23 protein-coding genes are annotated in these 20391 nt (G+C 51.5%); 7 read left to right on the forward strand and 16 right to left on the reverse strand.

Annotated elements, in window-relative coordinates:
* Positions 1–4 precede the first annotated feature (4 nt).
* The 11 genes from Q8K39_RS11325 to Q8K39_RS11375 all read right to left on the reverse strand — a co-directional run bounded on the left by Q8K39_RS11325 (position 5) and on the right by Q8K39_RS11375 (position 8770).
* Positions 5–1285 carry an FAD/NAD(P)-binding oxidoreductase gene (locus Q8K39_RS11325; RefSeq protein WP_305260201.1) on the reverse strand — a complete coding sequence of 427 codons (1281 nt, stop codon included), beginning with the start codon at positions 1283–1285 and terminating at the stop codon, positions 5–7.
* 14 nt (positions 1286–1299) lie between these two features.
* Entirely contained in the window at positions 1300–1575 is a 276-nt protein-coding gene (locus Q8K39_RS11330; protein ID WP_305260203.1) for a 2Fe-2S iron-sulfur cluster-binding protein, read from the reverse strand.
* Positions 1568–2695 (reverse strand): FAD-binding oxidoreductase, encoded by a 1128-nt coding sequence (locus tag Q8K39_RS11335; RefSeq protein ID WP_305260204.1) that lies wholly within the window; start codon positions 2693–2695, stop codon positions 1568–1570. Before Q8K39_RS11335 ends, Q8K39_RS11330 begins: the two co-directional genes overlap by 8 nt.
* A gap of 36 nt (positions 2696–2731) precedes the next feature.
* A complete protein-coding gene (locus Q8K39_RS11340) occupies positions 2732–3628 on the reverse strand; it encodes a dihydrodipicolinate synthase family protein (protein ID WP_305260205.1) in 897 nt (298 codons plus the stop codon).
* A gap of 316 nt (positions 3629–3944) precedes the next feature.
* Complete coding sequence (locus Q8K39_RS11345; RefSeq protein ID WP_305260206.1) at positions 3945–4547, reverse strand: HupE/UreJ family protein; 603 nt, start codon at positions 4545–4547, stop codon at positions 3945–3947.
* Between the two features lie 26 nt (positions 4548–4573).
* Positions 4574–5218, reverse strand: a complete 645-nt coding sequence (gene ureG / locus Q8K39_RS11350; protein WP_305260208.1) for an urease accessory protein UreG — start codon at positions 5216–5218, stop codon at positions 4574–4576.
* 35 nt (positions 5219–5253) lie between these two features.
* Positions 5254–5934, reverse strand: coding sequence for an urease accessory protein UreF (locus Q8K39_RS11355; RefSeq protein WP_305260209.1), 681 nt, complete (start codon positions 5932–5934; stop codon positions 5254–5256).
* Positions 5935–5936: 2 nt separating this feature from the next.
* On the reverse strand, positions 5937–6455 hold the full coding sequence (gene ureE / locus Q8K39_RS11360; RefSeq protein ID WP_305260211.1) for an urease accessory protein UreE: 519 nt from the start codon (positions 6453–6455) through the stop codon (positions 5937–5939).
* A gap of 3 nt (positions 6456–6458) precedes the next feature.
* On the reverse strand, positions 6459–8156 hold the full coding sequence (ureC, locus tag Q8K39_RS11365) for an urease subunit alpha (protein ID WP_305260212.1): 1698 nt from the start codon (positions 8154–8156) through the stop codon (positions 6459–6461).
* Complete coding sequence (locus Q8K39_RS11370; RefSeq protein ID WP_305260214.1) at positions 8153–8458, reverse strand: urease subunit beta; 306 nt, start codon at positions 8456–8458, stop codon at positions 8153–8155. The genes ureC and Q8K39_RS11370 overlap by 4 nt, the downstream gene beginning before the upstream one ends.
* Before the next feature lie 9 nt (positions 8459–8467).
* A complete protein-coding gene (locus Q8K39_RS11375) occupies positions 8468–8770 on the reverse strand; it encodes an urease subunit gamma (RefSeq protein WP_110253278.1) in 303 nt (100 codons plus the stop codon).
* A gap of 289 nt (positions 8771–9059) precedes the next feature.
* Here Q8K39_RS11375 and Q8K39_RS11380 point away from each other — a divergent pair, with 289 nt between their 5' ends.
* The 6 genes from Q8K39_RS11380 to Q8K39_RS11405 all read left to right on the forward strand — a co-directional run bounded on the left by Q8K39_RS11380 (position 9060) and on the right by Q8K39_RS11405 (position 14804).
* Positions 9060–9662 (forward strand): RNA polymerase sigma factor, encoded by a 603-nt coding sequence (locus Q8K39_RS11380; RefSeq protein WP_305260216.1) that lies wholly within the window; start codon positions 9060–9062, stop codon positions 9660–9662.
* Between the two features lie 8 nt (positions 9663–9670).
* Entirely contained in the window at positions 9671–10165 is a 495-nt protein-coding gene (locus Q8K39_RS11385; protein WP_305260218.1) for a hypothetical protein, read from the forward strand.
* A gap of 66 nt (positions 10166–10231) precedes the next feature.
* Positions 10232–11443 carry a hypothetical protein gene (locus tag Q8K39_RS11390; protein WP_305260220.1) on the forward strand — a complete coding sequence of 404 codons (1212 nt, stop codon included), beginning with the start codon at positions 10232–10234 and terminating at the stop codon, positions 11441–11443.
* Between the two features lie 162 nt (positions 11444–11605).
* Positions 11606–12289, forward strand: coding sequence for a hypothetical protein (locus Q8K39_RS11395; protein ID WP_305260222.1), 684 nt, complete (start codon positions 11606–11608; stop codon positions 12287–12289).
* Positions 12290–12634: 345 nt separating this feature from the next.
* Entirely contained in the window at positions 12635–13708 is a 1074-nt protein-coding gene (locus tag Q8K39_RS11400; protein WP_305260224.1) for a threonine/serine dehydratase, read from the forward strand.
* 151 nt (positions 13709–13859) lie between these two features.
* On the forward strand, positions 13860–14804 hold the full coding sequence (locus Q8K39_RS11405) for a VTT domain-containing protein (protein WP_305260227.1): 945 nt from the start codon (positions 13860–13862) through the stop codon (positions 14802–14804).
* 5 nt (positions 14805–14809) lie between these two features.
* On the opposite strand, the gene Q8K39_RS11410 is transcribed toward Q8K39_RS11405, so the two are convergent.
* Positions 14810–15706, reverse strand: coding sequence for a LysR family transcriptional regulator (locus Q8K39_RS11410; RefSeq protein ID WP_305260229.1), 897 nt, complete (start codon positions 15704–15706; stop codon positions 14810–14812).
* 97 nt (positions 15707–15803) lie between these two features.
* Here Q8K39_RS11410 and Q8K39_RS11415 point away from each other — a divergent pair, with 97 nt between their 5' ends.
* Positions 15804–16868 carry an NAD(P)H-binding protein gene (locus Q8K39_RS11415; protein ID WP_305260231.1) on the forward strand — a complete coding sequence of 355 codons (1065 nt, stop codon included), beginning with the start codon at positions 15804–15806 and terminating at the stop codon, positions 16866–16868.
* Here Q8K39_RS11415 and Q8K39_RS11420 read toward each other — a convergent pair.
* Genes Q8K39_RS11420 through urtC form a run of 4 tightly spaced genes read right to left on the reverse strand, consistent with a single transcriptional unit; the run spans position 16812 to position 20385 of the window.
* Positions 16812–17690, reverse strand: a complete 879-nt coding sequence (locus tag Q8K39_RS11420; protein WP_305260233.1) for an urease accessory protein UreD — start codon at positions 17688–17690, stop codon at positions 16812–16814. The two genes, Q8K39_RS11415 and Q8K39_RS11420, sit on opposite strands and share 57 nt — an antisense overlap.
* A 28-nt stretch (positions 17691–17718) precedes the next feature.
* On the reverse strand, positions 17719–18417 hold the full coding sequence (gene urtE, locus Q8K39_RS11425) for an urea ABC transporter ATP-binding subunit UrtE (protein ID WP_186951226.1): 699 nt from the start codon (positions 18415–18417) through the stop codon (positions 17719–17721).
* A 22-nt stretch (positions 18418–18439) separates the two neighbouring features.
* On the reverse strand, positions 18440–19282 hold the full coding sequence (gene urtD, locus Q8K39_RS11430) for an urea ABC transporter ATP-binding protein UrtD (RefSeq protein ID WP_305260330.1): 843 nt from the start codon (positions 19280–19282) through the stop codon (positions 18440–18442).
* Between the two features lie 11 nt (positions 19283–19293).
* Entirely contained in the window at positions 19294–20385 is a 1092-nt protein-coding gene (gene urtC / locus Q8K39_RS11435) for an urea ABC transporter permease subunit UrtC (protein ID WP_305260236.1), read from the reverse strand.
* Between the last annotated feature and the right edge of the window lie 6 nt (positions 20386–20391).

A 20391-nucleotide genomic window follows, 5' to 3' on the forward strand; every position in this document is an offset into this window, starting at 1 on the left:
AGTCTTATTGTTCAGCATTACCCGCGGCACCATTCAGGGCAGCGAGAGTTGATGTTTTTGTCGGGAAAACCGGTTGTCTCAAGCCTGGTGCATCCCAGCCAAACATGAATTGGCAGGCCGCTCCACAAATACGCCCCTGACAGGCGCCCATACCTGCCCTGGTCATCAGCTTTGCTGTACGCCAGTCGCTATGTTCACCTAATTGCCTGGCGCTGACATCTTCACAGCGGCACACCAGCGTGTCTGGCTTGCATAACTTGCGTAGGCTGTCATCTGTCGCAAAACTGTGCTTGAGTAAATCAGCAAATTCCCTAGCATGGGCACGACGTGCGATATCATCTTGCTCAGCTGTATGTCCAATCGCAGCCAAACCTGCAATGTGCCCTTCTGCCAAAGCCTTGTCAACACCGCCTATACCACAAGCCTCGCCTGCCACCCAGATATCGGCACGTGTACTGGCCTGGTTGGCATCGACAACAACGCTGCCATCCCTGATTTCGCATCCCAGCAGGGTGCCAATTTCCAGATTTGGTAACAGACCAAAACCACAAGCAAGCAAATCACAGCTCAAGTCAATTTTCTTTTCACCATGCTGCAGACTGATGCCAAGCAGGCGCTGCTCACCATGCGCCTTGACCACTCTGGCATCGTGTCGATAACGTACGTGCTTGAGTTGCCAAAACAATTTCAGTGACTGTAACAGCTTGCCGCGATGCGACTTGAGCAAAGCCACGAAAAACTGTATCAAATTTTGGCTGCTTTTTGTTTCGATGATACTGACTACCTGGCCACCAGCACGTATGACTGTCTCGGCCACCGCCAACAGCAAAGGACCGCTACCGGCAACGGCGACACGCTTGCCTTCAACTGGCATGCCACCTTTGATCAAGGCTTGCAAACCGCCAGCACCTGTAACGCCAGGCAAAGTCCAGCCTGGAAAAGGCAAAAGCAATTCACGGGCACCGCTACAAATAATCAACTTATTCCATGTTAATTTTTGCGCGCCATCTGCTGTCTCCAGCAAAAATTCTTTATCAGCAAGAGTAGCGACAATGCGTACACCATAGACCATGCGCACATTCAGGCAATTTGCCAATGCATGCCACAAGTCATGTGCCCGCTGGTCGCGCCATGATGCGGGGCCACCGCGCCAGATTTGTCCACCAGGTGCGGGGTTTTCATCAATGACAGTAATAGTGGACGATAGTTCGGCGGCAGCCAGCGCCGCCGCCAATCCTGCAGGGCCAGCACCTATGATGAGGATATCCGTGGAAAACGGTAACATCGCCGATACCATATTCAAGCCCCTGTACCAGTAGCTTCGGTATTGATCACCATGCCTGAGCGACAGTATTCCTGACAGGCAAGTTTGTGTGACTGACCATTAATACGCACCCTGCATTCCTGACATACGCCCATGCCGCATACAGCAAAACGTGGCTGGCCAGAAACCGATTGACGTGTCTGCATATTGTCGTAACGCATCAGGGCGGCAGCCACACTCATGCTTGTTGTCGCCTCAAAGGAGGATCCATTAATCCAGATTTTTGCAGTTACAGGATTGTGCTCACGCATATTTCAACTCCCGCACAGGAAAAAAACGTTCAGGTGAATAATAGTGATGATCTATTTCCCCTGCCCGCCCGACGATCTGGTCTGCCAGCATTTTTGCTGTCGCCATTGCCGTCGTCACACCCAATCCCTCATGTCCTGCCGCCAACCAGACACCAGCCAGTTCAGGGTGAGGTCCAATAATCGGGTGACCATCGGGGGACGCCGGGCGCATGCCTGCCCAGGCGCGTATGATTTGCATGTCGGCCAGACAAGGCAATAACTTCATGGCGGACTGCAGGACTGCTCCCAGCGCCTTGGGGTCCAGACTGTTATCAGTTTGCTGATCCTGTCTGCAAGAACCGATCAGCCATTGTCCATTACTGCGTGGCTGCACATTGGCAGCCACGGCCAGTGCATCGGCAGAGACTGCGGCCTGACCATAATCCATGCTGACAATCTGATGTGAAAGACGACCGGGATAGCGGTCAGTAATAGCGAGATGGCCTTTGCGGCCAAACACGGCAATTTCTGGCAAGAGCTTGGCTACTTCCAGACCGGCAGCGACGATAATGATATCTGCAGTCAGCTTGCTGCCATCAGCAAAAACCAACTGGTTTGCTGTTAGCTGCGCAACACGTTTACCCAGAATAAGATGACCACCGCGCTTGACCAGAAGCTGAGCCATGAAATGCGCGAGCTTGGGCGGGTACACCACGCTATCGCCAAATACCCTGACACCACCAGCAAGGCCAGGTCGCAATGCCGGTTCCAGTTTTTGCACTTGCTCACCAGTCAAGGCTTCGGCACGCCATAGCCGCGCATTCATTGCTTGCGCGCGATGATGCGCTTCCACAAGCTGGTCTTCGTTCTCTGCCACCCACAAGGTGCCGCATTGACTGACTTCACCCACACCTGGAAATTCAGTGAAGAAGTCTTTCCACATACGCAAAGACAGCAGGCACAAGTCCAGCTCCTGGTCGCTTTCATCCAAAGCGACCAGGTGACCCATACCAACTGCGGTTACCCCACAGCCGGGGGATGCGGCATCAATCAAACTGACCTGATAGCCCTCTTCCTGCATTTTCAAGGCACAGGTGGCGCCGACTATGCCGCCACCAATAACACACACTGTCGTCTTCATAGGCATGTTTCCTGCGCCATCACATCAATTTTAAAATCAGTTAAATGTTGGCAAAACCGGGCGATTAGCCAAAGAAGCACTGACCACTTGCTCTACACGGGTGCGCAGAGCACCTTCCAGCGGCAGACGCGGTGCACGCACACGGTCATTGGAATCGATGGCCAAAGTTTCTACCAGTTTGATGTTCTGTACCAGATAGGAAGATACATCCAGGTCCAGCAAAGGACGGAACCAGCGGTAGATATCCAGCGCTTCGTTATAACGGCCAGCCTTGATGAGGCGATAAATTGCCACAGTCTCATGCGGGAAAGCCACTACCAGACCGGCTACCCAGCCTGTCGCACCGGCAGTCAACGCCTCAAAAGCCAGGTTATCTACGCCAGTGAACAAGTCATAGCGGCTACCCAGGCGATTGATGATTTCTGTAGTACGGCGGATATCGTCGGAAGATTCTTTTACCGCCACAAAACGTGGGTCATCAGCCAACTCTTCCAGCATGTCTGTCGTCACATCGACGCGGTAAGCCAGGCGGTTGGAGTAGATCATCACAGGCAAATCACCAGCAGCGGCGATGCTGCGCAGGGTTGCTACGGTTTCACGATGATTGGTGTGATAGATGGTGCTAGGCACAACCATCAAACCATCTGCGCCAGCTTTGGCGGCTTTTTCTGCCAGGGCACAGGCGTCTCGTGTTGCTGCCTCAGCGACGGTCAAAAGGGCTGGCTTGTTGCCTGTCACTTCTTTTGTCAATTTCAGCACATCAATACGCTCCGCATGTGACAGCAAAGGACCTTCGCCCAAAGAACCACAAGCGATCAGACCGTCACAACCGGCATCCATCAAATAACGGAAGCAGCGTTCCATTTCCTTGAAGTCCAGCGTATCGTCCTGGTTGAATTTTGTCGTAACTGCGGGAATGACGCCTTGCCACATGATATTTACCTTGTCTCCGGAGCGAACCGGTCAATTTTTGAAAATCAATCAAAGAACCTGATACTGACAAATCGCGAAGAAATCGATCACAGTAAATATAAGCTATTTGCAAACTTATTTCACGCGCTGCCAGATTCGAACATGACAAAGTGTAAGCCCGCAAGCAGGCCCAGTCTTGATGTTTGTATGCATTTTGAAAGACGAAATCGGCACAGTCGATTATTACTGTGCGACAAGGATCAACAAGAGGCAGCAGGCCAGGAGAAATAGACCCTCCTGGCCTGCCTAATGAAATTTTATCAACTACGAACAGGGATCATTCGAGTGATGAAAGGAAAAAAGCACCCGCCACAGTGATCATCACTCCGGCAAAGCGCGGCAACTTGCTAGCCAGCATCTTTTGAGCAGTATTGCTGACAAACCAGCCTGCAGCATGAATCAGGGCTGTCGCCAGTACGAAGCCAGCGCCATACAACATGGCAGACTCAGAGACTGGCATTTCCTGCCCGTGTGCATAGCCATGAGCCATTGCAAATACGGACACCAAAGCCATTCCCGCACCAACAGACAACTTGACCGCAAAGCTGATCAACAGTCCAAGCACAAGCACAGATGCTGCTATGCCATGCTCCACGCCTGGCAACACGACACCCAGCAGATACAGCGCGCCACCAGCAAGCATCATCAGTGGAAAGCTGGCCGGTATAAACCAGGCATGTGTATGCTTTTGTTGTGCCGACCAGATACCTATCGCCAGCATGGCCAGCAAATGATCCAGCCCAGTGAATGGATGAAGAAAACCATCCTGCAAGGCATTCATGGAATGCAGCACACGGTCATGCGCCAAAGCTGGCAATGAAATCATGGCGCCGCCGAGGGCAGCGACCACACACAGGCAGCACAGTTTATTTAGTTTCATATTGATCTCCAGATTTCAGATTGAAATTAGTTTTTGACTTCGTCCAGCATGCCTTGTTTGCGGATGAAGCTGACGACTGCCTCCAGCCCGTCGCCTGTACGCAAATTGGTAAATACAAAGGGGCGTTCGCCACGCATGCGCTTGGCGTCTTGTGCCATGATGTCGAGATTGGCACCCACGTGCGGTGCCAGGTCGGTTTTATTGATGATCAACAAATCAGAGCGTGTAATACCAGGCCCACCCTTGCGCGGGATTTTTTCGCCTCCAGCCACATCAATGACGTAGATAGTCAGGTCAGACAGTTCCGGGCTGAAGGTCGCAGCCAAGTTGTCGCCACCGGATTCCACCAGTATCAAATCAAGGTCAGGAAAATCTGCGCTCATGCGGGCTATCGCTTCCAGGTTGATGGAGGCATCTTCACGTATCGCGGTGTGCGGACAACCACCTGTTTCCACCCCCATCAAACGCTCGGCAGGCAAGGCATCGGCACGCAACAGGATTTCCATGTCTTCCTTGGTGTAGATGTCATTGGTGATGACTGCCATTTCGTAATGGTCACGCATGTTTTTGCACAGCATTTCGCACAGTGCGGTTTTGCCAGAACCGACCGGGCCGCCTATGCCTACACGCAAGGGATTTGGTTCTGGCGAGTTTGAATTTTGTGTGTTCATCTATTCGATTCCTGTTCGTTTCCTGTTTTCAATTTTTATGATCTGTACAGACGGCTGTACTGCACCTCATGTTGCATGGACAGCAAAGACAGGCCTGGGGACCAGTTCGATAATTGATCATCTTCCAGTTCTTGCGCCAGCCGGGCTGCTTTTTCCAGTTCGGGACGCAGCGACAGCAATAAGCGTTGTCCAGACACCTGGCCCAGAGGGATGGATTTCACGCCTACCAGTACCTGATTCTCTGCCCATGAAAACAGCATGCCCAGCAAGACTGATTCCGGCGGCACCTGCAAGGCAACTGCAGCAGCAGCCATGGCCGTGGGCAAAGGCAATTCATGTTGTGCCAGTAAAATTGCCAATAACTGAACATCAGCAATCTTCAAGTCGTTCACCAGTTTGCCCAGCGAATAACCCATCTGTATGCTCTCTGCCCGAAATTCTGAGGTATCCCTGGCGGCGATGAACAAACTGGTCCAGTGCGATACGGCGACCAGATCCCTGCTCTCGAAAGCCTGCAACAAGCGCCATAGTACTGGTGCCTCAAAACGCGCCACCACCTCATGCAGGCAATTGACAATCCATTCCCGGGCTGTGGTTTCGTTGCGCACCAGGCCTTTTTCTATCGCCGCTTCCATCCCTTGCGAATAGCTATAGGCACCGATGGGCAAAGATGGGCTAGCCAATTGCAGGAGATGGAGTAAGGCTGCAGACTGCATGCTCAAGCCTTGCTGTCAGAAGGACGATGTATGCGCTGGCGCAAAGGTATCGGTGCCAGCGGATTATGCGGATGTACATCATCGCCTGCATGATGATGTCCGCCGCCATAAGCGCCGGATTCCGGCTCAAAACTGGCCTGCTCTTCAGTGACGACTGCGCCCAGCCCTTGCAGCATTTCCTTCAGCACAGGGTCTTTGCGTATACGCAAAAAACCGTCGCCCACCTGCGCCTGGGTATGCCGGTTACCCAGATGAAAGGCGCAACGCAATAAATTAAAAGCCGTTTCGCATTCCACCTTATACGTCGGCTCGGCAGCAGCAACGACTTCAATCACACGACCATCATTGCCCAGCATCAGGTCACCATGGCGCATGACAGTACCTCGCACGGTAAACACGGCGACATCCTCGCCACTGGTTAAGGTTGCGCGCAAACGGCTTTTTTCACGCAACTCATACGGCAAAACCAGTTGCCCGGCGATGCTGTCGGCAGTCTCTATCTTTGTTTGTAATGTCAGCATTGTTTAAAATAAGAAATAACGTTGGGCCATAGGCAGGATTTTTGCTGGTTCGCATACCAGCAATTCACCATTGGCACGGACTTCATAGGTTTCGGAATCGACTTCCATTTTCGGCGCCAGGCTATTGTGTATCATGTCCTTCTTACGAATCTGGCGCGTGTTCTTGACAGCGATCAGGGTCTTGTTCAGCTTCAGTTGTTCTGCCAGACCGGCATCCAGCCCCGCCTGCGAGACAAAGGTAAATGACTTTTTCAGTCCACCTCCAAAGGCTCCAAACATCATGCGGTAATGCACAGGCTGTGGCGTTGGTATCGATGCATTCGGGTCACCCATCTGGGCTGCCGCGATCATGCCGCCCTTGATGATCATCGATGGTTTCACGCCAAAGAACGCTGGCTTCCATAAAACGATGTCAGCAATCTTGCCCACTTCCAGTGAGCCTACTGCATGGGCAATGCCATGGGTCAGCGCCGGGTTGATCGTATATTTGGCGATATAGCGTTTGACGCGAAAGTTGTCGTTACGCGCATTGTCTTCTGCCAGCGAGCCACGCTGTTGCTTCATCTTGTCTGCCGTTTGCCAGGTACGCATGATGACTTCACCTACACGACCCATGGCCTGAGAATCGGAAGACATCATAGAGATGGCGCCAATATCATGCAAAATATCTTCAGCAGCGATGGTTTCGCGCCGTATGCGTGATTCGGCAAAGGCAATGTCTTCTGCAATAGCCGGGTCTAGATGGTGGCAGACCATGAGCATGTCGAGATGCTCATCCAGGGTATTGACAGTGTAAGGCCGGGTAGGATTGGTGGAGGACGGCAGTACGTTCGCCTCGCCCACTGCCGCAATAATATCCGGCGCATGACCACCGCCCGCTCCTTCGGTATGGAAGGTGTGGATAGTCCTGTCCTTGAATGCGGCCAGAGTGTGCTCCAAAAAGCCACCTTCATTCAACGTATCGCTATGGATAGCAACTTGCACATCCATCTGGTCTGCCACGGTCAGGCAGTTGTCGATGGCTTGCGGCGTCGTACCCCAGTCTTCATGCAGCTTCAGGCCGATGGCACCAGCCCTGACCTGTTCTTCCAGTGGCAACGGCAGGCTGACATTGCCCTTGCCCATAAAGCCCAGGTTCATGGGGAATGCATCTGCCGCCATTAGCATGGAATGCAAATGCCATGGGCCAGGCGTACAAGTCGTTGCTGCCGTCCCGGTGGCCGGGCCAGTACCGCCACCCAACATGGTGGTGACGCCGCTCATCAACGCTTCTTCTATCTGCTGCGGACAGATGAAATGGATGTGTGAGTCGATGCCACCAGCGGTCACGATCTTGCCTTCACCGGCGATGATCTCGGTCGCACCACCAATTGCCATATCAACGCCCGACTGTATGTCAGGATTACCAGCCTTGCCTATACAGGCAATCAAGCCATTTTTAATCCCAATGTCAGCCTTGACGATGCCCCAGTGATCAATAATGACGGCATTGGTGATGACAGTATCCATGACTTCAGCATGTGATCTTTGTGACTGGCCCATGCCATCGCGTATCACCTTGCCGCCGCCAAATTTCACTTCTTCGCCATAGATGGCAAAGTCTTTCTCGATTTCTATGAATAGATTGGTATCTGCCAGACGGATGCGGTCACCCGTAGTTGGCCCGAACATTTCAGCATAGGCATGACGTGAAATTTTCATAGCGCCCCCATGACTTTACCGCTGAAACCATAGACTTTCCTATCACCCGCCAGGGCCACCAGCTCTATGCTGCGTTGCTGCCCCGGTTCAAAGCGTATGGCAGTGCCAGCGGCAATATTGAGACGCATGCCATAAGCAAGCTGGCGCTCAAATTGCAGGGCAGGATTGGTTTCGTAAAAATGAAAATGTGAGCCCACCTGTATCGGCCTGTCACCGCTATTGGCCACAGTAATGCTGACGACGGCACGACCGACATTCAATTCTATGTCCCCATCCTCTATCAGGGTTTCGCCTGGTATCATGATTTTCTCCTAAGGAATGGGGTGATGAACGGTGACCAGCTTGCTGCCATCTGGGAATGTCGCTTCGACCTGGATATCAGGAATCATTTCCGGCACGCCTTCCATGACATCGGCACGGCTGAGAATTTGCGTGCCTTCCGACATCAGCTCTGCCACCGTCCTGCCATCACGTGCGCCCTCCATGATGGCAGCGGTGATCAGGGCAACTGCTTCCGGGTAATTCAGCTTCAGGCCGCGCGCCTTGCGTCTCTCTGCCAACAGGGCGGCGGTAAATATCAGCAACTTATCTTTTTCTCTGGGTGTCAGATCCATATCTTCTTTCACTTATTGTCTGTGCTATCACCAAACTTATTATTTATCGCCATTTCCAAAATAACAAGCAAGTCAACATTGGTGACAGACCATCCCTCTAAAAACATTATAAAAAGCAACACAGCAAGTTTTGAACCAAGGGCAAACAGCCTGGATTGCAAAGATGCGCACCAAATAAAGGCAGATACTCACCAAGTTGGTGCATTTCATACAAATGCGGTTAGGTAGAAAATAGTTGGAACTTTTAGTGCCCCTGAGAGTAATACCTTAAAACAACCAACAAATAAACGTGGATAACCAAGAGACAGATTCCAGCTTGCTGACACAAATGCGCGACGGTGATGTTGCCGCATTTCAACGTCTGTACCAGCGCCACCAAGGGCCCATCTATCGTTATGCCCTGATGCGTTGCGGTCAGAGTGCGCTGGCTGCCGACGTGGTGCAGGATGTTTTCATGGGTTTGCTGAGCAAGTCCTATCGCTATGACGCAGGCCTGGGCAGTTTGCAGAATTTTTTGTTCGGTGTGGCCAGGAATTTATTGTTGAAACAGGACCGGGCAGAACGCCGCCACCAATTTTTGCCAGGATATAGCGAAGAAGATGGAGAAGAAGTCTTGATGAGTGAAACAACAGAACCAGCGGACGCCATCTTCCATCAGCAACTGACTGAACATGTGCGGCATGCAGTAGCGGTACTACGCCCTCATTATCGTGACGTGATTATTTTGTATGAATTGCAGGAACTGTCGTACGCAGAGATAGCCGTGATTTGCGACATAGATATAGGAACAGTTCGCTCACGGCTGTCACGGGCGCGGGCAGCGATACTGCAATACAGCGAAAGACTGGGCTGGCGACCCAACGTAGCGGCAAAAACCGGAACACAAAGATGAAAGACCTTATGAATACCCCACAGGACGCCAGCAATGGAGATGCCTTGCTGGATCAGCAGTTCAGTCTTTTGCGCAAAGATTTGCAGGAGCTGAATACGCCAATGGCTATAGAGCAGACTTTATTGCAAGCTTTTGCCAAACAACAGGCCAAGGATAAAAAGCAGGCACGCAGCAAACGCCTGCGCCCGTGGCTGGCAGGTTTGCTGACGCTGAGTGGCAGCTTTGGCCTAGTCATGCTGACGGTCATGTTTCCAGTATCGCAGCGTCAATTGACGCCGGACAGTACCACTGTTTCGACTACAGAGCTTCCTCCTTTCGTCGCTCTGGTGCCGCTGGAGCGCCTGAATAACGAAACACCAAGCATGCTGGAAGCAGAAGTCCCGGCAGCCTGGCTCGCCAGCCTGGGCATGCCAGTATCTCCAGAAATAGCCGGCGACATGGTGCAGGCGCAAATGCTGGTCGCTGCCGATGGTGAGCCATTAGCCATGCGACTCCTGAAATAAGCAATAAGCTACTCAATAACAAAGCAGCATAGAAAGACAAAAATGACACACAGAAAAGGACGCATCATGAAAACCAAACTCCCACTCTTCATATTGTTAAGCTCTGCCTGGGCAATGGCACATGCCAATAATACAGACGGTGCCACTGCAAACCCAGCCGAAGAAAAACCTGTGCGTCGCCACGTGGAAATCATACAAGTGCCTGCAGTACCACCGCTGCCGCCCATGCCACCGATGCCCTCAATGTCATCTATGCCACCAATGCTGGCACTGGCAGACATACCCGACTCAAAAAACATCAACAAAATCGTGTCTGACGCCATGAGCCAGGCATTTGTCAGCATGCAAGGCATGCACAGCATCCGGCCAATAAAAAATGCGCCGTACAGCGCAGAAATCGTCACAGAGAAAACCCAGACTCTGGCCGATGGCAACCAGATCAGCAACAAAACCACCAGCTTGAACTACAGGGATGCAGCTGGCCGCACCCGTCAGGAGATGCGCGATAGCAAGGGCAATGTTCAGCACATCGTCATCGTTGACCCGGTTGAAAACCTGCGCTACATACTCATGCCAGAAAAAAAGACAGCAACAAAAATGCATATGGGTAAAGACCTGGATGAAAAAATGGCGAGTGCCAGAGAGAAGCTTGATGCCGCCAAAGAAAAGCTGGACAAGCTGAAACAGGAAGGCAAAACAGTCAGCGTAGAAACCCAGCGCAATGGTGACGAAGTCATCGTCAAACGCATAGAACGCAAAACCAGCGGCGACAAGGCAGAAGGCAACAAAGATGTGCGCGAAGAAGTTCAGGTCAGGGTCATCCGTGCTGGCAACGCCAGCGACATGCCCGCACTGCATACCAGTCTGAGTTCTACATCAGGCAATTTCACCAGCCTCATGGCCCTGAGCCCCATGTCCATGGCATTCGTGGACAAGCACTGGACAACAAAGGGCAACACCAAAGACCTGGGTAGCCGTGACATTGATGGCGTACGCGCAGAAGGAAAAATGCGCTCTTACCAAATCCCTGCTGGCGAAGTCGGCAATAAAAACCCGATTACAGTCAGCTCGGAAAGCTGGTATTCACCAGACCTGCAAATGACCGTCTACGCAAAACAAACAGACCCACGCACAGGTGAATGGAATTACAAACTGAATAATTTAAAACGCACAGAACCAGCGGCGACATTATTTGCGGTACCTGAGGGTTATACTGTGAAAGAAATACATGCGACGCCAAGAATCGTTGTTGAGAGACGTGAAGAGAAGAAACCTTGAATCGCAACATTGCATCTTGAAACTGATCCTTAGTTAACCAAAGAATAATCAGATCAAATGGAAACTGCTCCAGTTTAGACATCACTTTACGAGCGATTTAATTTATCATCCAATTTTTAACAATTAATTTTACATCAACGAATGCTATCGACAGATATTCACTTGGACATTTCTAACCGCATTCGCTCTGGCGTAAGGCCATCTGTAGTTTGGCGTAATCTCATCGCAAGTTCGGCTGAGCCTGACAAAATGCAATTTGCTCGGGATCTCGCTCAGTCCTTTCCGAACCAAAAGCGCTGGTTGTTACTTAGTTCGGTTTTTGAATGGAAAGATTATAAAGAATCGGATGTTTGGGACCATTTTTTTGATTTTCAACTTATTCAACAGTTGTTGGAACATGGAGAAACTCTTCCTTGGACGCTGGACGAGTGTAAGCAAGAGCTTGAAAATATGAAACCTTCTCGTGACATATTGATCGCGGCAGAAAAACGGGAAGCAGATGAGGCAATGACGTTTGAGGCTCTCAAGGAAAAAATTTCTGGCTTCCCTGGTGAAATTTTATGTATTCAAGCCTTGTGGGATGGCGATTCTACTGGTTGGTTCATACGCATGATAGTAGCAATACTAAATGAATCTACGCCTGTCGAACGGTTCCTCGTAAAAGTGTCTATGGGTGGTGATATTAGACTATTTAACGGTCAAGTGCCGCCTTGGCCAGAAGCCGTGCATGCTGCTCTCGTAGGTACACAACTAGCAGAATACTTTGATGCTGAGTTTTACTTTCCTAGTCCAGACAAGACAGACGATACGTGTCCAACCTGGCTCGAAAAGAAATTAGAAATTTAAGCCAATGCTCATCATTCATCGCCATATTGTTTTCGAAGAGCGCTTGCCATACCCAGCAAGATCGGTTACAGTTTTCTCATGCACGCAATCACCCATCCCCTGCTGAACACGAATTTATGCGCAACTAATGCCGCATCTGCTGTCGTGCACGCGATTGCAATGCCTGCTGCTTCCATCTGCGACATTTCCATTATTCGAATTATTCCGGGTCGTTAAGCTACGGCGTATGCCGGTGCCTGGCGGCCCTTCAGCTCATCCTATTCTGATGTCCTGAGCGCTATTGCTGTAACTATCGCGCTCACGCCTTCTCTGATTTTTTCTGCTGATTTTTATTCTGGAGTTTTTATGTCCCATGTCGCTACAGACAGGCCTTTGCACGCCCATGCCTCTTCACCATCTACTTTATTGAGCCCAGATTTTCCTTATCCCTCGCTGGCAGATATCCGCAAGACAGCAGCCAGGCTGTCACAGCAGGTTTTGCATACCCCTGTCTGGCACTGGCAAACCGGGTCTGCGCTGGACAAGCTGGAACCAGATACCGAGGTCTGGCTGAAGCTGGAGCTGTTTCAAAAAACCGGTACATTCAAATTGCGTGGCGCTTTGAATTGCATATCTGCGCTGGATGAAGCTGCGCGTGAGCGTGGAGTGGTCGCTGTCAGTGCAGGTAATCATGCAATGGCGGTTGCTTATGCGGCCAAACTGGCGGGGGTGTCCTGCAAAGTTGTATTACCCCGTCATGCCAGCCCTACCCGCATCAAGGCCTGCCGACAGGATGGCGCGGAAGTGATACTGGAAGTGGACATGCACAAGGCATTCGCACTGGGGCAGCGCATCGTTGAAGAAGAACAGCGCACCATGATCCATCCTTATGATGGCCCATTGACCGCACTGGGTACAGCAACCGTGGGTTTGGAATTGATGCAGCAAGTGGTGCAACTGGATGCAGTGATCGTGCCCATCGGTGGTGGTGGTTTATGTGGCGGCATTGCTTCTGCCGTCAAACAACTGGCACCGCACTGTGCCGTCTATGGAGTTGAACCTTATGGTGCAGATGCCATGTACCGCAGCTTTCAGTCTGGTCAGCCAGAAAAGTTAAAGGTAGTTGATAGCATAGCCGACAGCCTGTGCGCGCCATATGCCATGGATTACAGTTTCAGGGTATGTCAGCGTTTTGTGGATGAGATTGTCAGGGTCAGTGATGATGAAATCTGTACTGCGATGTCGGATTTATATCATGACGTCAAGCTGGTGGCTGAACCTGCTGCAGCGGTTGCCACGGCTGGCTTGTTTGGCCCCTTGCGCCAAAGACTGGCTGGCAAACGGGTGGCTGTGATTGTCTGTGGTTCGAATGTGGACCCCGCCAGATATGCAGAATTGCTTGCCAGGGCTGGATCAGCAGCGCATGGGCTGGCCGCTTGAACTGATGTGTTCTCTGCTAAGTTTGCAACACGCATTGCATGCAAAGTCTGGCAATGCCCTACAATAGAGTTTCATTCAGGCATAAGGATATGCGGGATCTATTTGACCGTTCACTATGCTTGCTCAAGCATGATTACTAATGGAATTGCATATGCAACAAGGCTGGCTGACAGATTTTTTTCGTCAAAACGATAGTTTGATGGTGTTTGTCAACGTCTTGCTGCAGCAACTGGGCTTGCCTGTGCCAGCAGTACCGACCATGATGTTCAATGCCAGCCAGGCCACACAATCAGGGCAATTGCTGGTTTTGTTGATGGCAGCTGTGGGCGCTTCGCTGATTGCTGACCTGATCTGGTACCAGGCGGGGAAGAAGTTTGGCTATAGCGTGTTGAAGTTTTTATGCAAGATGTCGATCAACCCTGGTTCCTGTGTGAACCAGACGGAAGCAAGATTTCATCGCTGGGGTGTGTGGTCGCTGGTCGTGGGCAAATTCATCCCAGGTTTTTCTACCGTGGCACCACCTGTAGCTGGTGCTTTGGGCATGCCGCGTACATCATTCATGCTTGCCTCTGCAGCAGGTGCAGCTTTGTGGGCGGGCTTGGCCTTGTTGGCAGGCTTTGCCTTGCAGTCGCAAATTGAAGCTGGCCTGGTATTTTTGTCGGCGCAAGGGATACGTATCGCTGCAATCTTCATTGCTCTGGTATTGAGCTGGTTGGCCTGGAAATTCTGGCAAAAGAAACGCTTTGAAAAACTCGCATCCATTCCTCACTTCAGCGCGACTGAAATGTCAGACACGTTAAAAACCAGCGCTCTGCCCCATATCATCGATTTGCGCAGTCCGGCGCTGATTGCAGAAACCGGCACCATACCTCATGCCATGGTCAGCGAGGTCAAGCAGGTTGGTAATGCTGCCCAACATTGGCCACTGCATGAAATGATTATCACCATATGCGCCTGCCCTGGCGATGCAGGTGCTGTGCATGCAGCCCACACCCTGAGGCAATTGGGATTTAAAGATGTCCGGCCATTTGCAGGCGGTTTTGATGCATGGCAGGAATTATCCGCCCAGCATCCGCACTTGCTGGTCAAGCCTTGAGTACTTCATGCCTTTTGCAGCAGAGCCTGCAGTTCCTTAACCAGATGATCAAAGGTAGTACGGTAACGCTGGCTGGACCGTAGGTCCTCATGCATGACTACCCATACCGGAAAGTCAATTTGGAATTCATCTGCCAGCACGCGTTGCAGATAAGTATGCTGCTGAGCCAGGCCAACCTGGCAAATACCTATGCCATAGCCTTTGCGTATGGCAGAAAACTGCACCAGGTCGCTATCGGCACGTAAGGAAAAATCAGCACGCTGTACCTGCGGGTAACGTTTTTGCAAAGCCCGGATATAGGGAAATTCCCTGTCATAGCCGATCACGCTATGGTTTTTCAGCGCCATCAAATCGGCTGGCATACCATGGCACGACAGATAATCAGCGTGAGCAAAATAACCCAGGCTGATCGTACCAGCACGACGGGCAATTAATGCATCCTGCAAGGGCTCGGTATTGCGTATGGCAATGTCCGCATCACGCTTGAGCAAATCCTGAGTGTGGTTGGTTATTTGTAGTTCTATGCTCAATTGAGGATAGCTTTGCTGCAAGCCTGCCAGCATGCCTGGCAATATCTCTACTCCCATGACTTCTGATGCGGTAACACGCACTGTACCTCTCACCTCATTTGCTTCTGACGACACACTGCGCAACAAGGCGCTTTCGGTTGCCCGCAAGCTTTCTGCATAAGGTTTCATGGCCAGCGCGGCAATGGTGGGCGACAGGCCAGACTGATTGCGCACAAACAAACTGGTGCCCAAAGCCTGCTCCAATGCCTCGATATGCCGGCCTACTGTCGGCTGCGTCAAGCCCAGGGCTCGGGCTGCGCCTGATAGCGAGCCTTCTTCCAGCACCGCCAGGGCAGTACGGTAGTAGTCCCAGTGGATATTCTTGTCATCCATACAGAAATGTATATCACCTATGCAGTTTTAGAGAATTGTATATAGCTTGGCAAAGATACACAATGACTACATCAACCAAACATTAAGGAGTAACAAAATGAACCAGCAAACAGCCAGCAATCAAGCAAGTGCTCAAACCAATAAGCAAGCCCTGGTATTAGGTGCAACCGGTGGCGTAGGTGGTGAAGTAGCACGCTTGCTAATGCAACGCGGCTGGCAAGTCACTACCCTGCACCGCAATCCTGATCAAGTGAAAGATAAAACATCAGCGCATATCTGGATGAAAGGTGATGTCATGGTGCAGGACGATGTGGTGCAAGCTGCAGCAGGAAAATCTGTTATCGTCCACGCTGTCAACCCGCCTGGCTACCGTGACTGGGAAAAACTGGTGCTGCCTATGATAGACAACACGATCGCAGCAGCCCAGGCTAGCGGCGGACGCATACTGCTGCCGGGTACTGTTTATAACTACGGCCCCGATGCCTTCCCGCTGATTGCAGAAAATGCTTCACAGTTCCCTATCACTAAAAAAGGGACAATCCGGGTAGAACTGGAACATCGTTTGCGCCTCGCTGCCAGCAAGGGTGTCAAATCCCTCATCGTCAGGGCTGGTGATTTCTTTGGCCCCAAGGCAGGCAACAACTGGTTTTCACAAGGTCTGGTAACGCCAGGCAAGCCAGTGAGTGTAGTGCGCTACCCTGGCAGTGCTGGTGTTGGTCACCAATGGGCATACTTGCCCGACGTAGCAGAAACCATGGTGCGCTTGCTGGAACGCGAAAAAGAACTGGGTAATTTTGCCCGCTTCCATATGGAAGGCCATTGGGATCATGATGGCAAGCAAATGGTAGCTGCAATTGGCCGCGTCACTGCCCAGCCTACGTTAAAGGCGAGCTGGTTCCCATGGCCTGTATTCGCTCTGCTGGCACCTTTCCAGCAAACTTTGAAGGAAATGCTGGAGATGCGTTACCTGTGGCGCACTGAAGTCAAAATGTCAAACCAGGCTTTGGTAGATTTTTTGGGTGAAGAGCCACGTACACCGCTGGATGTGGCAGTTCGTTCCAGTCTGGCAGGCCTGGGTTGCATCAAGCGTAATGCTGGCTATGAATCAAGTGTTCCAGATGCGAGGAATTTTGGCATCACACCCAATCACGACAGGGCGTAAATGCTGCCACGTCCTTTGCATCCAAAGCCGGGCAACTTCACTGGAGTTGCCCAGGTAGCGTGCAACAATGACAGACTTCATTTGCGTGACGCCACATAGGGCGTCCGCTTCACGCTCAGACAACAAGGCAGATGTTTGCTCACGCAATGCCTGCAATTGTTCGCCAGACAGCATGGCACCAGAAGCCAGCACCATCGCCGACACAGATTTGCCATTCAAACCCAAAGGACTTTCCATGGCAGGGCTGCCACCTTGCAAACTGCCCTGTTCATGCCAGATCATCTTGTCGTCACGATAGATGCTGCAATGCTGTTTGATCCGGCCACTGTTATAGGTTTCGCCAGAGGCAGTGCGGCCAAAGCAGAAAATATCAGCCGCAATCAGCCTGGCATCCGCCGCCAGATGTATGGTCTGGTGCAAATCAACACAGGCATCGTCAAAAAAAATGGTCTCTTGCGGCAGCCATTCCAGCCTGGCACCTGCATCAAGTTTCAAATTGATATGTTGTGCGGATATGTAGCCGTTACTGCGATACCATTTCGCCGCGCCCGGTGTCGTCACCAGCGCATGAGTGTCAGTCGCCAACGCCACATCTATTTTTAGCTGGTCGCCACCGACTACGCCACCCGGTGGGTGGATGATGATGGCATGGCAGACTGCATCTCCTTCAGGATATAAAGGCTTTTGCACGCGCAAGGGGCCATTGTGTTTGCGTTCCGTCAGGCGCGTGACATCCCCATCCCTGCTAAAGCCCAGTTGCAGGCTGGCTTGCCAGTGGGATTTTGTGACGCTTGACGGTAGTGCCGGACTGCAGACATCCATATTCAGCTAGCGATAAGTAAAGACTGCACTATACCGCCAGATGCCGCTTGACGTCATCCCCATCCATCAATTCCTGGCCGCCATAGGCCACCACCTCACCACGCGACAGCACGACAAAATGATCTGCCAGTTCACGGGCAAAATCGAAATACTGCTCGCACAGCAAGATGCCGATATCGCCTCGTTCACGCAACAAGCGGATAACACGGCCTATGTCCTTGATGATGGATGGTTGTATGCCTTCAGTAGGTTCATCCAGGATGATGAGCTTGGGTTCTGCCAGCAAGGCACGGGCAATGGCGAGTTGTTGTTGCTGGCCGCCAGATAAATCACCGCCTCGCCTGTGCAGCATTTCTTTCAATACGGGGAAAAGCTGATATACCTCATCCTTGATTTTTCCTGCCTTGCGTGCAGGCAGGCTGGCCATACCCATGAGCAGATTTTCTTCGACGGAGAGGCGCGCAAAAATCTCACGGCCTTGCGGCACATAGGCTATTCCTGCCCTGGCTCTGTCATGCGGCGAGAGTTTGTTGATGTCGCGGCCTTCGAAAGTGACAGTACCTTCAGTGACAGGCAATACGCCCATCAGGCATTTCAGCAAGCTGGTTTTACCAACGCCATTACGGCCCAGCAAGGCCATGCATTCACCTTTTTTCAGTGACAGTGAAATGCCACGCAAGGTGTGGCTGGAACCGTAATGCTGGTGTAAATGTTTGACTTCAAGCATGCTCAACCCTCATTCGTATCCCTTAGCGTCCAAGATAGACTTCAATGACGCGATCATCTGCCTGCACTTGCGCCATCGTGCCTTCTGCAAGTACAGATCCTTCATGCAATACCGTGACTTTGCCCTGCTGGGCAATTTCAGTGACGAAACCCATATCATGCTCGACCACCATGATGGAATGCTTGCCACGCAATTCATTGAGCAATTCAGCAGTGCGTGCAGTCTCTGCATCCGACATACCAGCCACCGGCTCATCGAGCAAGATCAGTTGTGGTTCCTGTATCAGAAGCATGCCAATTTCCAGCCACTGCTTTTGGCCATGTGATAGTAAACCTGCCTGCCTTTGCTCTTGCCCATCCAAGCGTATCAATTGCAGGATGGCGGCTATCTTGTCTTTTTGTTCGCTGTTCAAACGGGCAAACAGGGTGGTCTTGACGCGCTTGTCCATTTTCATGGCCAGTTCAAGATTCTCAAACACGCTGTGCTGCTCGAACACTGTTGGTCGCTGGAATTTGCGGCCAATGCCGGCATGAGCGATATCGACTTCGCTCATGCGCGTCAGGTCCATGGTCTGCCCAAAGAATGCGGTGCCGGATGTGGGTCGGGTTTTACCGGTGATCACATCCATCATCGTGGTCTTGCCAGCGCCATTGGGGCCGATGATGCAACGCAGTTCACCCACCGAGATATCCAGGTTCAGATTATTGATGGCCTTGAAACCGTCAAATGACACTACGATGTCTTCCAGATAGAGGATAGCGCCGTGGGTGGTGTCAACACCTTCCTGCTTGATACGGCCATAAGAAACACCCTGATCGCCGGTAGCACTTTCGTACTGCTGCCCTGGTCGCAAGACGCCACTCATCATGTAAGAGGTCATGCTGGCTCCCGCTGTTTTTTGAATTTACTCACCAGACCCAGGACACCCTGTTGCATGAACAAGGTCACCAGGATGAACAGCAGGCCCAAGGCATACAGCCACAAATCCGGGAAAGCCGCAGTGAACCAACTCTTCAAACCATTGACAGTAAATGCACCGATGATAGGACCCAGCAAAGTACCGCGCCCGCCTACTGCTGCCCAGATCACCATTTCTATGGAATTGGCTGGCGACATTTCAGACGGGTTGATAATACCTACCTGAGGTACATACAAGGCACCGGCAATGCCACAAAGTATGGCGGACAGCGTCCAGACAAACAGCTTGAACCACAAGGGGTTGTAACCGATGAACATCAGCCGCGATTCTGAATCTCGCACAGCCTGGAGAACGCGCCCCAACTTGGAAGTGACTATCCAGCGACACAGGAACAAAGCCGACAGCAAAATCACCAAGGTGGTCAGGTACAGCGCGGCCTTGGTACCAGGAGCAGTGATCGTAAAACCTAGAATACGCTTGAAGTCGGTAAAGCCATTATTACCACCAAAGCCCGTGTTATTGCGGAAGAACAGCAGCATGAAGGCAAACGTCATGGCCTGGGTGATGATGGAAAAATACACACCTTTGATGCGGGAACGGAAGGCAAAGAAACCAAAAATAAAAGCCAGCACCCCAGGCACCAATACAACCAACGCCATGCAATACCAGAAGCTGTCGGTCATAGACCAATACCAGGGATAGGTTTTCCAATCAAGGAAGACCATGAAGTCAGGCAGGTTGCTTTGATAGACACCATCACGGCCAATAGCACGCATCAGATACATGCCATGTGCATAGGCTCCCAGCGCAAAGAATACCCCATGACCCAAAGATAAAATGCCGGTGTAACCCCAGACCAGATCAAGTGCCAGTGCTGCCAGGGCATAGCACATGAACTTGCCAACCAGGGCAATCGTGTAGCTGGAAATGTGCAGGGCATGTCCGGCAGGAAAACTCAGGTTAAGAATTGGTAACAGTACAGCAATCACTGCGCACACCAGTATGCCTGTCCATGCATGTCTGGAAAACATATCTTTGATTGTCGTCATACTTGA

This window comes from Undibacterium sp., from assembly GCF_030683615.1.
Taxonomy (GTDB): Bacteria; Pseudomonadota; Gammaproteobacteria; order Burkholderiales; family Burkholderiaceae_D; genus Undibacterium; species Undibacterium umbellatum.

Coding starts and splice junctions, on each gene's coding strand:
- Q8K39_RS11325 (WP_305260201.1), bottom strand. CDS start 1,285: ATGTTACCGTTTTCCACGGATATCCTCATCATAGGTGCTGGCCCTGCA.
- Q8K39_RS11330 (WP_305260203.1), bottom strand. CDS start 1,575: ATGCGTGAGCACAATCCTGTAACTGCAAAAATCTGGATTAATGGATCC.
- Q8K39_RS11335 (WP_305260204.1), bottom strand. CDS start 2,695: ATGAAGACGACAGTGTGTGTTATTGGTGGCGGCATAGTCGGCGCCACC.
- Q8K39_RS11340 (WP_305260205.1), bottom strand. CDS start 3,628: ATGTGGCAAGGCGTCATTCCCGCAGTTACGACAAAATTCAACCAGGAC.
- Q8K39_RS11345 (WP_305260206.1), bottom strand. CDS start 4,547: ATGAAACTAAATAAACTGTGCTGCCTGTGTGTGGTCGCTGCCCTCGGC.
- ureG (WP_305260208.1), bottom strand. CDS start 5,218: ATGAACACACAAAATTCAAACTCGCCAGAACCAAATCCCTTGCGTGTA.
- Q8K39_RS11355 (WP_305260209.1), bottom strand. CDS start 5,934: ATGCAGTCTGCAGCCTTACTCCATCTCCTGCAATTGGCTAGCCCATCT.
- ureE (WP_305260211.1), bottom strand. CDS start 6,455: ATGCTGACATTACAAACAAAGATAGAGACTGCCGACAGCATCGCCGGG.
- ureC (WP_305260212.1), bottom strand. CDS start 8,156: ATGAAAATTTCACGTCATGCCTATGCTGAAATGTTCGGGCCAACTACG.
- Q8K39_RS11370 (WP_305260214.1), bottom strand. CDS start 8,458: ATGATACCAGGCGAAACCCTGATAGAGGATGGGGACATAGAATTGAAT.
- Q8K39_RS11375 (WP_110253278.1), bottom strand. CDS start 8,770: ATGGATCTGACACCCAGAGAAAAAGATAAGTTGCTGATATTTACCGCC.
- Q8K39_RS11385 (WP_305260218.1), top strand. CDS start 9,671: ATGAATACCCCACAGGACGCCAGCAATGGAGATGCCTTGCTGGATCAG.
- Q8K39_RS11390 (WP_305260220.1), top strand. CDS start 10,232: ATGAAAACCAAACTCCCACTCTTCATATTGTTAAGCTCTGCCTGGGCA.
- Q8K39_RS11400 (WP_305260224.1), top strand. CDS start 12,635: ATGTCCCATGTCGCTACAGACAGGCCTTTGCACGCCCATGCCTCTTCA.
- Q8K39_RS11405 (WP_305260227.1), top strand. CDS start 13,860: ATGCAACAAGGCTGGCTGACAGATTTTTTTCGTCAAAACGATAGTTTG.
- Q8K39_RS11410 (WP_305260229.1), bottom strand. CDS start 15,706: ATGGATGACAAGAATATCCACTGGGACTACTACCGTACTGCCCTGGCG.
- Q8K39_RS11415 (WP_305260231.1), top strand. CDS start 15,804: ATGAACCAGCAAACAGCCAGCAATCAAGCAAGTGCTCAAACCAATAAG.
- Q8K39_RS11420 (WP_305260233.1), bottom strand. CDS start 17,690: ATGGATGTCTGCAGTCCGGCACTACCGTCAAGCGTCACAAAATCCCAC.
- urtE (WP_186951226.1), bottom strand. CDS start 18,417: ATGCTTGAAGTCAAACATTTACACCAGCATTACGGTTCCAGCCACACC.
- urtD (WP_305260330.1), bottom strand. CDS start 19,282: ATGAGTGGCGTCTTGCGACCAGGGCAGCAGTACGAAAGTGCTACCGGC.
- urtC (WP_305260236.1), bottom strand. CDS start 20,385: ATGACGACAATCAAAGATATGTTTTCCAGACATGCATGGACAGGCATA.